We start from the raw sequence: 14,155 nt of genomic DNA, 5'->3' as shown, positions 1-14,155 counted from the left end.
ATGTGTAATTTTCTCATTGCAATTCTTAATGCCATCAGTACTACCGGAGTAGAAACTCTTTCTAATTTATCGGAAAACACCCTAATTAACGGATAGCAAACAAGCATAGACACCCACAACAATCTTTTTCATTCATTCTCGCCTGCAGACAGGTAATGAGCTTTGTAAGCAATTACCTCGCCTTCCCAGAAGGGAAAAGTTTTTCCTTTTGCCATTCGTGCAACTGAGAACTTAAAAGGAATCATGACCCCCTCCACATCACGATAATCTGATCGTGAAACAAATTCACCTGATCCGTGATAAGGAGTTGTCAGATCACCATCTTGTTCAGCATGCAGACTGATAAGCCGCCCATCATCTTCAGCAAAAGTGGCTACCATATCGATACTACTGGTTTTATAACTTACTACAGCCCTTGCATGCAGATCATCAATTGGCTCCCACTTCAGATAAGCACTGGGTCGTAGTGCTTGAGGGTAAAGAGAGGCCTCCAACAACCAGCGTCTTAATGATATTCGATCAAGGTTAATCGATGACTTCTCATCAACAACTGTAAACAGTGAAAAAAGTTTAGCCTTCATCTCCATCTCACCATCTAGATAAGCGTCATAGACAGTGGCATAAAAACCTGGAAAAATAGGCGTGTGGGCTTCAAACACCAATGCTGGAACATTTGGCACCAGTGTCTGCTGAGCGGTTGTCGGCTCAAATGTTTCAGTTTAACGCTGCTCAAAACATTTCTCTCTTTTTAAAATCCAAATAAAAAAACCGGCATGTGCCGGCTTTTTTATTCGTCTGCATCACCCATTAGCTATAAAACAACTGCGACCAGCGTCCCTGATCTATCATCTTTTGTTTCATAGCTTGCCATTTTTCTTCAGATCCCGCGGCTGCGCCGAATACCTTGTCCATTGAGTCCAACAATTTGCTCAGTCCGGCCACACACACATAGGTGTTGGATTGCTGTATTAACGCCCATGCCTCTTCAACATGCCGTTCCAATGACTGTTCCAGTGCCTGCGTATCCGTCATCAGCGGTTTACCCGCCAGTGCGTTATAGGCTGCGAATGTGACTTCGTCAAAATACTCTTTCAGGTCGCTGTTCTCATCGTTCATGTAGAGCATGTCCATGCCCGTTTTTGCACCATAAAACAAGCGCACCTTGCCCTGCCATGCGCCTTTATCTTTATAGAGATGTTGGAGAAAGGCACGAAATGGCGCAATGCCGGTACCCACACCAATCATCACTAAATTGGCGCCAGTGTCAGACGGTACATTAAAGGGGCTTTTATAAGGGCCTGTGATGGATATCGTTTTACCGGGTTTGGCATCACAGAGATAGTTTGATGCAGTACCCGGGTAACGCTCACCATTTACGGGATCAATATAAAAACAGCGACGAACCAATATGGAGAATTCGACTCCCTCTTCAGCACCTGTTGGACGATCATTGGCAATCGAGTATCGACGCATATGGTATTTGTTGCCGAAGGCATGCGGCCCTGGCACGACAACACCGATGGATTGCCCTTTCATATAACGGAATGAGGGCTCATCAACCCGTAATACAATATGCCGCACCTCATCGGTTGATTCGGGTGTTATCCGTTTACTCTCTATGACCGTAGCCGTTACTGCAGGTCCTAATTCTACGTCACTCATAAATCCTCCGCGCCCGTTCTATGCTATTACATGACGGGCTATTATTTTTTACAACTGGACCCACCACTGCAGGAGCAGTTGCCACCGCAACCTCGTTTCTCCTGATAGGGACCAAATTCAGGATGACGCCGGGCAAATTCCCGTGCCATCTGCTGCACTAAAATCCAACCAACCAGTACGGCCATGATTACAGCGCTTGCCAGTAGAAACTTAAGCATGGGAACTTCCCAGTCCGGCAAATCCCATGAAGGCCAGCGAAAGCAGCCCCGCCAGCATCAAACCCATCGCGGCACCTTGACTGACTGTGGGCAATTTTGCCAGTTCCAACTTTTCGCGTAACCCTGCCATCAGCATCAACGCGACGGTAAAACCAACGCCGGCACCGGTACTGAAAGCCAGTGATTGTAGAAAGTCATATTCACGGAATGTCTGGAACAGGGCAAGACCCAGAATGGCACAGTTGGTGGTGATGAGCGGTAGAAAAATACCTAGCGCACGAAACAGTCCTGGGCTGAATTTTTTAACCGTCATCTCCACAAGCTGTACGGCTGAAGCAATGACTGCGATGTAACAGATCAGACGCAGAAATTCGATTTCAAATTTCACCAATATCCAGTTGATGCCATAAGCTGAGATTGAACTCACCAACATGACAAACATAGTAGCCATGCCCATATTCCACGCCGTCTCTTTTTTAGCCGACACGCCGAGAAACGGACAGAGCCCCAAAAACAGTGCCAATACAAAATTATTGATCAGGGCGGCATTGAGAAAGATGAATGTCAGTGAATTAGGATCCATTGGTGGTCGCCCCCTCAGCAGCAAGCAGTTTCTGCTCTTTGCGCTGTTTCAAATACTCAAACAGGAGTAACCAGGCTCCCAGCACGAAGAATCCACCTGGAGGTAAGATCATGACGACCCATGGCTCAAAGTTACTGCTGAAAATCTGGTAACCCAGAATTGTACCGGCACCCAGCAACTCACGCACCGTACCGAGACAGAGTAGCGCGATGGTAAAGCCCACACCCATGCCGATGGCATTAATGATGGAGGCGCTGACCTTCTGTTTGGAAGCATAGGCCTCTGCCCTGCCCAGTATCACGCAGTTGGCAACAATTAGCTGAATAAAGGCACCCAGCGCGTTATAAAGATCCAGACTGATGGCCTGTATCACATAATCCACGATCGTCACGAAGGTGGCAATAATGATGATATAGGTGGCAATACGCACCTGCTTGGGGATCATCTTGCGCAGCAGTGAAACCAGCGTGCTGGAGGCTACGAGTACAAACAGCGTGGCCAAACCCATGGCAATCGCGTTCATGGTGGAGTTGGTGACAGCCAACACAGGACAGAGTCCCAGTAGCATCACAAACACCGGGTTCTCTTCCCAGAGCCCGCGCATGAAGGTGTCCAGGGTTACTTGCTCTTGTTGATTGGGTAGTACTGACATATTCCCTACCTCACCCCTTCTGTCCAGTTCTCAAGGCATCCAGATGCTTGATGATCAGCGGGAACATACGTTCACCACTCTGATTGATCATGCGTCCAATGGCCTTGGAGGAGATGGTGGCACCCGAGATCGAATCGATCTCCCACTGCTCCCGCTTGGTACCGTGCTTAACGGTTACGATGGCGTTTTCGAGTCCACTCTTCTGAGTATTCAAACGTGCATCAAGTGCCTCAAAATTTTTCAGAAAATCTGGATCAAAGGCGATCTTGTCACCCAACCCGGGGGTTTCGGCCATCTTCAATATTTTTATACCAGTGACGCACTGACAATCCTGGTTGTAACCGTAGAGAATACGAATTACATCCTGATAGCCCGTAGCAGCCGCTTCCAGTGCGATACCTTTCAGCTCACCCTTATCGTCATAAGCGGCGTATATTTTCTCACCAGTAGCCGTTTTATCTCCGTCTGCTGGAAAAAGACCCTCAGCACTCAGTAGAAAATCTTTTTTACTCACAACACCGGGGATAACTTGCGAAACCGCCTTTTCAATGGCGATGCGTTTATTCTCTTCAATAATCGGTTGGGTATATTGAAAAACCAAAACCACCAGCAGACCGGAGAGCATGGCGATACCACCCAAGGTACGCAGCATGGCAAAGCTGGGGGTTTGTGGTTGAACCTGAACCTGTTCATTACTGCTCATGATTCAGCCTCTTGCTTTTGTGCACCATAAATCTTCGGTTGGGTTACCGAGGCAATCAACGGTGACAACGCGTTAGCGACCAGAATGGCATACATCACGCCTTCTGTGAGCCCACCAAACAGACGAATAAGTACAGTCAATAAGCCAATCACCAATCCATAAAGCCAGACACCTTTTGCAGTCATCGGTGAAACCACCATGTCAGTCGCCATAAACATGGCGCCTAGCATCAGACCACCCGACAGCATCATAAACAGCGGCGAAGGATAGAGGGTTGAATTCATCAGATAGAGCGGCAACGAGATCAGTGTCACCCCAACAAAGATAGACAACGGTATACGCCAGTCCATCATCTTGCGAAACGCCAGATAGAGTCCGCAGACAAAGATCAATAGTGCAGAGGTTTCACCCGCCGATCCAGCCACCATGCCGGTCAAAAGATCAATAGTATCGACAGTGACATGCTCAAACTTTTGTAACGCCAAGGGCGTTGCACCGGTAAATCCATCCAGGGCGTGTTGCTTCACCCATACATCGGTATTCACAGGCGACATGAACGGTAGTGCCAGTGAGGATGGAATAAACTCTACGAAACGGCCTGTGACAAATCCGGGTGTCCAGGTGGTGATCGCAACGGGAAACGCCGCCTGCACAAAGGCACGCCCAATCAACGCGGGATTCATCACGTTGAAGCCCAGACCACCGAACAGCGATTTTCCCAGACCAATTGCAATAAACCCTGCAACCACTGCCATCCACAGAGGGAAGCCAGGTGGCAGTGTCAGTGCTAACAACAGTGCTGTAATTACAACACTGTAGTCACCGACACTGTTGGGCCGGCCAGAGAGTTTACAGAAGAGCGACTCTGTCAATATGCAGGTGAGTGTTGTCACCAGGATCAGCGCAAAGGCACTGATGCCAAACTGAAATACCGACCAGCCACAGACCGGCAACAAGGCATACACCACATTGCGCATAATCTGCTCAACAGAGATCGCCTTCTTCAAATGGGGTGAAGTGCGTATCTCAACTACTTTTTTTTGCTTTTTGCTCATGCTCTACCCTGCATGGGGCTTCCTGTCCCGTTTACTACTTGAGGATTTGGCAACCATCGGTTTGACGGCAACGCACTCCCCGCTTATCTATCAAGCGGCTACCGCTTTTGTTTCCCGATTGATCGCCTTGGCAATGCGGAAATATTGTGTCAGTGGTATGTTGGATGGACAGACATAACTGCAACATCCACATTCAAAACAGTCTTTCAGATGATAGTCCGTCTCCATCACTTCGTATTGTCTGACGCTGGCCAGTTGACCCAACATTGATGGATTCAGATTAATCGGACAGGCATCTAGGCAGGCACCGCATTTGATACAGGGATAGACCGGCCGATTTTTTTGATCTTCATTCTCTTCTTTAAAGACCACAACACCGGATACGCCTTTGGTCACCGGTACATCCAGTGATGCTACCGTCATGCCCATCATCGGCCCACCGACAATCACTTCATTGGCATCCGAACTGGAGCCCGCCTGCTCCATCAGAAACCGGAGAGGCGTTCCAATAGGGACCAGGTAGTTACCGGGTTTACTGACACCCGGCCCCGATACGGTAACCACACGTTCAATCAGCCCACGACTTTGTGGAATTAATTCACCCAGTTGAGCCATAGTGCCGACATTATAGACGGCCACCCCAATATCCACCGGCAGACCACCGGACGGAACCTCTTTATTCAACAGGCTCTTTATCAGCATCTTCTCCGCACCCTGCGGATACTTGGTCTCTACAGCCTCACAGGTAATGGCGTCATCCTTGACAAGCTTTTCACGAATTTTCGAGACTGCATCCAGCTTGTTATCTTCAACGCCAATGATGGCCTGCCTTGCCCCGGTCGCACGCATGATGGTGCGGATACCAGCCAGCAGTTTGTCGGTCTGCTCCAACATCACTCGATGATCGCAAGTCAGATAGGGCTCACACTCACAGCCATTAATAATCAGGGTGTCGATCGACTTGCCTTCCGGCGGCAACAGCTTCACATGACTGGGAAACGCCGCACCGCCCAATCCGACCATGCCACTGGCCTGCACCGCCTCGATCAACGCTTCGCGAGAGAGTGATTCCAGATCTTGTTCCAACCCATACAACACTTCTTGCCTTGAAGCCTCGTATGTTTCGATGATGATAGCCGGTGTCTTGGGGCCGGCTGCGGTTGGAACGAGTTGATCTATCGAACGCACAATCCCTGTCACAGGCGCATGCATCGGTACAGAGACAAAACCACCCGCTTCTGCAATCGGCTCACCACGCACCACTTCCTGCCCTGGCTTTACCAGCGGCACTGCCGGGGCGCCAATATGCTGAGCAAGCGGAATAACCATCTTGGGGGCAAAAGGCAGACGCTTGATCGCCAGATGGGCGGTCTGCTCTTTGTGCGCCATCGGATGCACACCGTGCTTGAAGGTCTTGGTCCGTCGAAATAGATTGAATAGACCCATTGTCTCTCCGCTGATCTCTACTGCCAGAGCGTACTACACAGTGCCATCCCCTACAGCGATGGCACCAGGTTGTACACTCCTTATTTCAACGCCTCAAGCGCTGCATCATAGTCTGGTTCATCGGCTATCTCTGGAACCAGTTGGGTATAGGTAACAATGCCATTTTCATCGACAACCACGACCGCACGACAAGTCAAACCCATCAATGGACCGTCATTGATGAATACACCATAATCCTTGGCGAAGTTCTTACCACGCATTAATGATAGTGTGACTACATTTTCCAGCCCTTCTGTTTCACAGAAACGGCCTTGTGCAAAAGGCAGATCAGCCGAAATCACCATAGCAACCGCATCATCACGACCGGCAAAAGATTCATTGAACTTCTTGGTCGAGATGGCGCAGGTAGGCGTATCCAGACTCGGAACAATATTCAGCAGACGCTTCTTGCCAGCAAAATCGGCCAGACCAATATTGGCCAACTCTTTATTGGCCAGAGAGAACTCTGGTGCCTTACTCCCCACAGCCGGCAGATCACCATTGGTGGTTACCGGATTACCTAAAAATGTCACTGTAGCCATATTCTATCTCCTCGTTGTTTAGAATTACTGGTACTTCGCTGCGCGCTTAACCAGTTTATCGAGATCCTTTTCATTCGCATCCCAGGGCGTACCGGGATGCAAACAGCCGGCCGTACATTTTTCTGCGGCCTTGACTATATCTTTATAGCTGCCGCCTTTCGGATTGACTACTACTGCCATTTTGTCGTCGTTGTACTGGAAGATACCGGGCGCGATATCCACACACTCGTCACAGGTGGTACATTCCGGTGTTTCAATCCACACAGGCTCATAGTCAGCCGCATTGGCAGCTGCAGGTGCCGAGCCCCCAGTACTGCTCACTGCAGGCGCATCAGTCAACGCACTGATATCACCATCATTCGCCATGGCCAGTAGATTGGCGGTCAGTTTCTGCGCCATCTCAGCCTTGGTGCGATTGACGATCTCAGCCTCACTCACCCCTTCACCGTAACCTGAAAGTGATCTTAGCTGATGCCAGAAGGTTCTGCGTTCTTCACAGGAGAGTACGATCTCCTGGGCCACCAATACCCGCATCAGGTGACTCTTTTTATCTACCGCCCAGATGTAGGGATAACGACCATCACGATCATCCTCATCCATATTGAGGAACTCATGCAGCTCGACCATGTCGTCATTCCAGGCATCCTGGGGAACGGCACGGAAATGCTTGCGGAATCGTCCTTCACTGAAGGCGAAGTCGGCAAAGGTAACCGGCAACTCGAGTTTCGCCTCTTTGCCTTTTTCATCCTGGTAGGTCAGTGAATAGGTCGGCCAATCGGAATCGATTGCCGGGTTGCCTTCGATACTGCAGCACTCACTGAAGGTCACACCCGCATCCGGATCGAATCGGAACATCGGGTAAGCGCGTGACTCCAACGCCATCTTGGCCTGAGCTTCAGAGGCATCATCCGCCACACCATGTTCTGGCTGACAGGTGGTATAGAGGTTGAACATGGCGGGACGTCGACTGTTCAGACCATCAATGAAACCCTCAATCAGATGGGTCACGTTGGCTTGAGAGCTCTGCAGTACAAAACTGGTACGATGTGCCATACCAATGATACCCATCTCTTTACGGATTTCGGTCTTACCCTTCCACGCCTTTCCGTAGGGCGACATATCGGCAACCTGACCGACGAAACCTGAGGTACAGGCCTGCCCACCGGTATTTGAATAGACCTGTGTATCCAGGATCAACACCTTGATCGGTACGCCAGAGGCCAGGGCACGGGAGAGATTCTGGAAGCCGATATCGTACATGGCACCATCACCACCAATCGATACAACAGGCGGACAGAGCAGCCACTCTTCTTCACTGAATCCTTTCCAGTCAAAATAGGTGAAGAATTCATCGTGGATGTCAGCATCGAACTTACCTTCCAACTCCAGCTTGGCCTGACGGATCGTCTTGAAGCCTGCGGCCATCTTGGCCATGTGGCCTTCAAAGATACCCATCGCCACTGAAGGACTGTCCTGGAACAGGTGGCTAGTCCATGGGAAGGGATACGGGTTGAACGGGAAGGTAGAACCCCAGACCGAGGTACAACCCGTCGAATTAATGATACCCATGGTGGCACGACCTTGGTTGGTCTGGCCGTCCGTATAGAGCCACTTCAAATGGCGCAGCTTTTCCAGCAATTGGGTCGCCCATCTCAGCCACTTGGGATCAACCGGATCAACGACTTTACCTTCTGACAGAGTTGCCGCCAGATTGGTCAAGGTCAGATCGGTGTCTTTGTTCTCTTCAACCGCATCATTAATTGCTGCGGTATTGGAAAGATCCATTCCCGCCGCCAGTTTCAGGCGAATATGAGTTTCCAGACGATTAATCAAATCGTCCAGCTCAGCAATATGCGCCTTGACCCTTGGTTGCATCAGCGCAGTAGCGGTACCTGTAAAGAGATGAATCGCGGTCTTTTCACCACACCCAAGACAGGCGCCATCACCGGAGACCATAGACTGATAGTTGGTCTTATCCAGCAGAAGGGTTTCAAGCGCACCAATCTTTTCATTCAGATCGTCGATACGGATAAAGTCCGCATCGGTGGTAGGTAGATCCATCCAGAATTTCCAATCCTGCTGCATCTTCTGAACGGCCGCTTCGGTCTGCAGATCAACCACCAGCGCACCATCATCGCACACCTCCACACACTCCATACAGCCTTTACAGGTGTATGGGTTGACGGTGATAGAGAAGAGACCACCAGAGCCTTTGTTCTTCTTCTCACGCGTGGTGTAATAAGGCTTGGTAACGGAGAATTCAAAGCCACCGATGGATTCCAGGAATAGACCAAACTCGCGCTCCAGTCCGGCCTTTTTCTGCTCATCCAGATCCGATTCAGCCAGCAATTCAAGTACGGCCTGATCAAGCAATTTGGAAACAACCGCCGTCTCGCCCTGCTCTTCAATCAACCCACGCAGACGCTTTTCAACATTACGGCTTTCACGACGCAGATAAAGTGTGGGTGTCCCCTTCTTTTCGATCCGCTCAATCGCGGTGTTAAAAATATCACTGATACTATTCACCAGACCTGGGATAGCACTGTCTGGACAGGCGGTATAACAGTCACCACAAGCGGTACAGTTTTCTGTGATAAATTTGGGATAGTCAAAACGGATCTGCGTCATGTCACGGAAGATACCGGTAGCGGCCGGGATCAGACTGGTAGCCATGAAGGGATCAACCAGATTTTCAGAGCCCATTCCGCTCATATAGAAAGAACCCGTCTGCTCCCAGAAACGATGCACATCGGATAGTTTCCCATCACCTTCTGGAAGTTCCTGAAGCATGACAGGAATATTGGCTGATTTGCGAATATCCTGCTGGGTAAGGCCAATCTGTTTATCGGTGATCTCTCTGATCTCATCAAAGCCACGACGCACAACGCGTAGATTGTCCTCAACTACGCGCTCACCCTTGCCACCAAACTTATCCCGCAGCTGTGCGGTAATGGCATCAAAAAGACCTTGCTCGGTAAGATGAGCACGCTCAAGCAATGGTGAAGCAGCAAAGAAGGCACCCTGGAAGGCGTTACCCTGCATACGGAATTGCAGTTCTGCATCGGACGCCTCCTCCTTGGCAATCTTGAACCCATCAACAAAGTAGACATGGATATTGTGGTCAACAATGTACTTCTGATATTTCACCGGGATCTGCGCCCACACCTCTGCTTCAGTCTCCAGATGACTCTGGATAATGAAGAAACCACCCTCTTTCAATCCATACAGCGGATTAGAGTGCAGGAATACATTGGGATCCGGCGACAACACCACATCAACATGATGATACTCGCAGTTCAGACGAATGGGTTCGGGTGCAGCGGACAGATAATAGGTCGTTGGCTGACCTTTTTTCTCAGAACCATATTTTGGATTGGCACGAATGTCATAACCCAAAAGATCATACAGCGTCATCGCCAGGTTCTTACCCGTGGTGATAGCGCCCCAGCCACCCACTGAGTGCATGCGTACCGTAATGGCCTCTTTCGGTAACAGGTCCGGGTTTTCGCTACCGCGTATAGACATCTTGGCGATATGCGGGTAGGCCTCCAGTAATTCCTGCTGGCGTATCTCTGCCTTGGGATCCGCTGACTCACGAACAAAATCCACACCCAGGTAGAAGAAGCGCTGCTTTCTGCCCTCAGGCAACATGTTTTCGATTGCACCGATCAACCCTTCCGGTTGCAAATCACGCGAGCCCAACCCATAGGAGCCGGAGAATAGCGCGGGTGCTTGGCCTGCCTTGTACGACTCATAATTAGGATAGGGTTTATCCGCACTGGAATATCCGCCATTCTCAATACACTTGGTCAGCGCTGCACGGACCTCACGTATCATAGGTAGATCTTCGGCCAAAGGCTGATCGGTACGCTCAAGTACCACAACTCCTTTACGACCCTTTAACACTTTGCCTATGAGATCACCTGGGAATGGACGATACATGGTGAGGTTCATGACACCCACTTTCAGTTTGCGGGTCTCACGCAGATAATCAGCCACCGCCTGTGCCTGAACAATCATTGAACCCTGTCCGGCAATGATGTAATCGGCATCATCCATCTTATACTGACCAACGCGGTTATAACGCCGGCCTGTCAGTTCGTAATACTCATCCATTACCTGATCGGCAATATTTGAAATGTGATCAAAGAAATAAGGACGTTGCGCGGCAACAGCCTGCATATAGGCGTCCTGATTCTGTACTGATCCAGAGAGCATGGGGTTATCGACGTTCCACACTTCAGGTACGCGGCGACGCTTCTCGCCGTAGATCATCTTTTGTGAAGGAGTGGGACAGGTGATGATATCATCAGGGCGTCCACAGAACTCTTCGATCAATTCGCGCTCCGGCACCATCACCGGCTCAATCAGATGAGTCGTCAGAAAACCGTCTTGTGCTACAGCCGCCGGCGTCAAACTCAATTCAGCAATCTTCCGACTAATCAGATTAAGATCAGCGGCCTCTTGGGCATCCGCACCAAAGACCTGGAAGAAACCCGTATCATCAATACAGTGGTAATCGTCGTGTCCACAATGAACATTCAAAGAGGCCTTGGTGATAGCCCGGGTACCAATATTAAGCACGTAAGGTAGACGCTTGCCCACTGCGGCATAGAGCGACTCATGCATGAAAGCCACGCCCTGTGCAGAGGAGAAGTTGGTGGCGCGCAATCCCGTCATCGCCATACCGGCGGTCACTGCAGCAGCGGCATGTTCGGATTCAGGTTCAACGAATATCAAGGGCTTGCCAGCTACATTGATATGGCCTTTCGCCACCTCTTCTGCCCAATATTCACCCATCTGTGTCGAGGGAGTAATAGGATAGGCCCCGGCAGCATCAGACGCCTCTCTCTCGCACATGATGACTGCGGTGTTGCCATCCATCGCCATGCGGATACCCGGATACTTAAACTGCTTTTGCTCTTTTTTACCGAACATGGATACTTCCTCTTCTACAATTCGGGATCAACCATCACTGCTGGCAGTCCAACTGAAAAATCTTTTACTACCCGATGGGCAGCATCTCTTTGCGGATAATTTTCTTGGCATCTTTACCCACTTGATAACCACCCTGCTTATCAAACCAGACAATCGCTCCTGTTGGACAACGCTCTATAGCAACCTTTGAGGCCAGATCATTTTTGCTGTAATCAATAACCGCCAGGTTATTCTGCATTGTGATCAAACCTTCGGGTGAATCCACGGCACAACGCTCACAGGCGGTGCAGATCACTTCGCACTCGTTCTCGGCCTCTTCGCCTTTTTCAAGATTTTTACAGGCTACAAACAACTGCTCATTGATGGAGTGGAGCTCAAACAGATCTTTTGGACACACCTCAACACAATCATTACAGGCTGTGCAGCGATCTTCATTGACAATCGGCAGGCCGTACTTATTCATGGTGATTGCATCGAAATCACAGACAACCGCGCAATCACCCATACCGAGACATCCCCAGGCACAACCTTTACCACCCCCGGATACCAGGGCAGCTGCACGACAGGAGTTTAATCCAGCATAGCTTGCGCGGATAAAGGCAACATGCGAACCACCTGCACAGGCAAGGCGAGCTACTCGTTTATTCTCGGCACCCAAATCCACACCGAGGTAATCCGCAATTAATTTGTTCGCCTCTTTGGAATTAACGGTACACTGTGCTGGCTGAAAGGTGCCGACGATCAATCCTTCAGCAAACGGCCTGCAACCTGGACTACCACAGGCACCACAGTTGGCTCGAGGCAATAGATCTTCAACATCATCAATGCGGGGATCTTCATAAACAAAGAGGCGCTTGTTGGCTAAAATAAGAACCATTGCCAGAACAGAGCCAAGCAAAGCCATAAAGCCAACGGAGATAGCAATGCTGGTGACATCGGTCATTAAAGTGGCACCTCAAACTAAACTACAGTTAATGGCCGGATAAAAATACTTAATAGTTACAAGTAATACTATTTATTTCCTATAAATATCAATCCCTTGTATAACTTTTACTTGAATTTATCAGGCGCGTTATCGCAAGTGCAGCAAAGTGTAGTAGAAAATGTGGTATTTGACAGGCCAATTATTTCAATGCTTACTATTAACATCAGCAATAAAGTAACAAGAGAGCATCATGGCTTCACCCGCGCCAATATATTACAAACAGAATAGACTCAAGCAGTTACGCGCTTTTTGCCATGCAGCAAGAACGGGCAGTATCAGTGAGGCTGCTGATAAGGTTTTTCTTAGCCAGCCCACTGTCTCATTACAGATCCAAGCCCTTGAAAGAGAACTTGAGACAGTATTGTTTGAACGACGTGGGCCAAAAATTCGTTTAACACCGGAAGGCAAAATCCTGTTTAAACTCTCACAGCCATTAGTTGAGGGTATGGATAAATTGCATGAAACCTTCATTGCACAACAAGGATTACTTGAGGCAGGCGATCTGAATATTGCCGCCGGTGAGTCCACTATTCTGTACGTCATACCAAAGCCACTTAAACTTTTTATGGAACAGCACCCTAAAATCAGGGTCAAGCTCCACAACGTAACAGGCGGACGTGATGGTCTTTCAAGACTGCGCGCCGATGAAGCCGATTTTGCTGTGGGGTCGATGCTGGATGTCCCCGACGACATCGTCTACAAACCGCTGGTCACCTATTCGCCCGAGCTAATCGTTCCACTGGGTCATCCGTTGGCCGAAAAACAATCTGTCTCACTTAAGGATATCGCCCCCTATGGCTTGATTCTGCCGCCGCCAAGTTTAACGACCTGGAGAATGGTTGATCTGGTATTCCGTCAGCATGAGCTGATAGCGAAAACCGGACTCGAAGCCGGCGGCTGGGAAGTGATCAAAAAGTACGTTGAATTGGGGATGGGTATCTCTATTGTTACCGACGTATGTCTGACGGGTGAGGAGAAGCTGGTAAAAATTCCATTGGATGAATATTTTCCCAAGCGAACCTACGGTATCGTGCTGCGCCGCGGCAAATACCTGTCACCTCAAGCAAAACGTTTCATTGACCTCATGGAAGCATGTTATGAAGGCGATAGTGCGACAGATTTAACGGCAGAAATACTCTAACGCATACTACCGGCATCACCTTTATCTATTTGTTAATTATAGTAATTTTAACTAAACCATGACCATTACAAAACAACGCTTTAGCGTATTAATAGATCTGTATTTAGTTCTTGACTCCTGAACAAACCACATGGAGAATGAGACGAATTAACGCAGGTTGCTGAAATTGAAAGAATAACCCGCCTGAGTAT

The 14,155-nt window shown here is 49.3% G+C and carries 11 protein-coding genes and 1 pseudogene; 1 reads left to right on the top strand and 11 read right to left on the bottom strand.

Translation table 11 applies throughout. The features are described from left to right. Positions 1 to 128: 128 nt before the first annotated feature. The 11 genes and pseudogenes from FHP88_RS11595 to FHP88_RS11545 all read right to left on the bottom strand — a co-directional run. A pseudogene (locus FHP88_RS11595) lies at positions 129 to 704 on the bottom strand (DUF6920 family protein); the annotation flags it as partial. Positions 705 to 807: 103 nt separating this feature from the next. Then, positions 808 to 1,662 carry an FAD-binding oxidoreductase gene (locus FHP88_RS11590; protein ID WP_144359235.1) on the bottom strand — a complete coding sequence of 285 codons (855 nt, stop codon included), beginning with the start codon at positions 1,660 to 1,662 and terminating at the stop codon, positions 808 to 810. A gap of 41 nt (positions 1,663 to 1,703) precedes the next feature. Beyond that, the gene (locus FHP88_RS11585) at positions 1,704 to 1,880 is read right to left on the bottom strand and encodes a chemotaxis protein (RefSeq protein ID WP_144359234.1); all 177 of its coding nucleotides are present in this window, start codon (positions 1,878 to 1,880) and stop codon (positions 1,704 to 1,706) included. Further along, a complete protein-coding gene (locus FHP88_RS11580; protein WP_144359233.1) occupies positions 1,873 to 2,463 on the bottom strand; it encodes an electron transport complex protein RnfA in 591 nt (196 codons plus the stop codon). Before FHP88_RS11580 ends, FHP88_RS11585 begins: the two co-directional genes overlap by 8 nt. Then, positions 2,453 to 3,115: an electron transport complex subunit RsxE gene (gene rsxE / locus FHP88_RS11575; RefSeq protein ID WP_144359232.1), complete on the bottom strand. Its 663-nt coding sequence runs from the start codon at positions 3,113 to 3,115 to the stop codon at positions 2,453 to 2,455. The genes FHP88_RS11580 and rsxE overlap by 11 nt, the downstream gene beginning before the upstream one ends. A gap of 10 nt (positions 3,116 to 3,125) precedes the next feature. Continuing rightward, positions 3,126 to 3,818, bottom strand: a complete 693-nt coding sequence (locus FHP88_RS11570) for an FMN-binding protein (RefSeq protein ID WP_144359231.1) — start codon at positions 3,816 to 3,818, stop codon at positions 3,126 to 3,128. Further along, positions 3,815 to 4,873, bottom strand: coding sequence for an RnfABCDGE type electron transport complex subunit D (locus tag FHP88_RS11565; RefSeq protein WP_144359230.1), 1,059 nt, complete (start codon positions 4,871 to 4,873; stop codon positions 3,815 to 3,817). The genes FHP88_RS11570 and FHP88_RS11565 overlap by 4 nt, the downstream gene beginning before the upstream one ends. A 90-nt stretch (positions 4,874 to 4,963) precedes the next feature. Beyond that, entirely contained in the window at positions 4,964 to 6,319 is a 1,356-nt protein-coding gene (gene rsxC, locus FHP88_RS11560; protein WP_144359229.1) for an electron transport complex subunit RsxC, read from the bottom strand. Between the two features lie 80 nt (positions 6,320 to 6,399). Continuing rightward, positions 6,400 to 6,900 carry a thiol peroxidase gene (gene tpx / locus FHP88_RS11555; RefSeq protein ID WP_144359228.1) on the bottom strand — a complete coding sequence of 167 codons (501 nt, stop codon included), beginning with the start codon at positions 6,898 to 6,900 and terminating at the stop codon, positions 6,400 to 6,402. Between the two features lie 24 nt (positions 6,901 to 6,924). After that, positions 6,925 to 11,838: a 2-oxoacid:acceptor oxidoreductase family protein gene (locus FHP88_RS11550; RefSeq protein ID WP_144359227.1), complete on the bottom strand. Its 4,914-nt coding sequence runs from the start codon at positions 11,836 to 11,838 to the stop codon at positions 6,925 to 6,927. Positions 11,839 to 11,905: 67 nt separating this feature from the next. Beyond that, a complete protein-coding gene (locus tag FHP88_RS11545) occupies positions 11,906 to 12,781 on the bottom strand; it encodes a (Fe-S)-binding protein (RefSeq protein ID WP_260843263.1) in 876 nt (291 codons plus the stop codon). A 232-nt stretch (positions 12,782 to 13,013) separates the two neighbouring features. Here FHP88_RS11545 and FHP88_RS11540 point away from each other — a divergent pair, with 232 nt between their 5' ends. Then, the gene (locus tag FHP88_RS11540) at positions 13,014 to 13,964 is read left to right on the top strand and encodes a LysR family transcriptional regulator (protein ID WP_144359226.1); all 951 of its coding nucleotides are present in this window, start codon (positions 13,014 to 13,016) and stop codon (positions 13,962 to 13,964) included. Positions 13,965 to 14,155 lie beyond the last annotated feature (191 nt).

Source organism: Sedimenticola selenatireducens (genome assembly GCF_007625115.1).
In the GTDB taxonomy this organism is placed as follows: domain Bacteria; phylum Pseudomonadota; class Gammaproteobacteria; order Chromatiales; family Chromatiaceae; genus Sedimenticola; species Sedimenticola selenatireducens_A.
Note: the sequence above shows the minus strand (reverse complement) of the source record. Positions and strands in the feature narration are given on the sequence as shown.

What these genes read in the sequence shown, in the direction of transcription:
- FHP88_RS11590 (WP_144359235.1), bottom strand. Translation starts at nt 1,662, where the DNA reads ATGAGTGACGTAGAATTAGGACCTGCAGTAACGGCTACGGTCATAGAG.
- FHP88_RS11585 (WP_144359234.1), bottom strand. Translation starts at nt 1,880, where the DNA reads ATGCTTAAGTTTCTACTGGCAAGCGCTGTAATCATGGCCGTACTGGTT.
- FHP88_RS11580 (WP_144359233.1), bottom strand. Translation starts at nt 2,463, where the DNA reads ATGGATCCTAATTCACTGACATTCATCTTTCTCAATGCCGCCCTGATC.
- rsxE (WP_144359232.1), bottom strand. Translation starts at nt 3,115, where the DNA reads ATGTCAGTACTACCCAATCAACAAGAGCAAGTAACCCTGGACACCTTC.
- FHP88_RS11570 (WP_144359231.1), bottom strand. Translation starts at nt 3,818, where the DNA reads ATGAGCAGTAATGAACAGGTTCAGGTTCAACCACAAACCCCCAGCTTT.
- FHP88_RS11565 (WP_144359230.1), bottom strand. Translation starts at nt 4,873, where the DNA reads ATGAGCAAAAAGCAAAAAAAAGTAGTTGAGATACGCACTTCACCCCAT.
- rsxC (WP_144359229.1), bottom strand. Translation starts at nt 6,319, where the DNA reads ATGGGTCTATTCAATCTATTTCGACGGACCAAGACCTTCAAGCACGGT.
- tpx (WP_144359228.1), bottom strand. Translation starts at nt 6,900, where the DNA reads ATGGCTACAGTGACATTTTTAGGTAATCCGGTAACCACCAATGGTGAT.
- FHP88_RS11550 (WP_144359227.1), bottom strand. Translation starts at nt 11,838, where the DNA reads ATGTTCGGTAAAAAAGAGCAAAAGCAGTTTAAGTATCCGGGTATCCGC.
- FHP88_RS11545 (WP_260843263.1), bottom strand. Translation starts at nt 12,781, where the DNA reads ATGACCGATGTCACCAGCATTGCTATCTCCGTTGGCTTTATGGCTTTG.
- FHP88_RS11540 (WP_144359226.1), top strand. Translation starts at nt 13,014, where the DNA reads ATGGCTTCACCCGCGCCAATATATTACAAACAGAATAGACTCAAGCAG.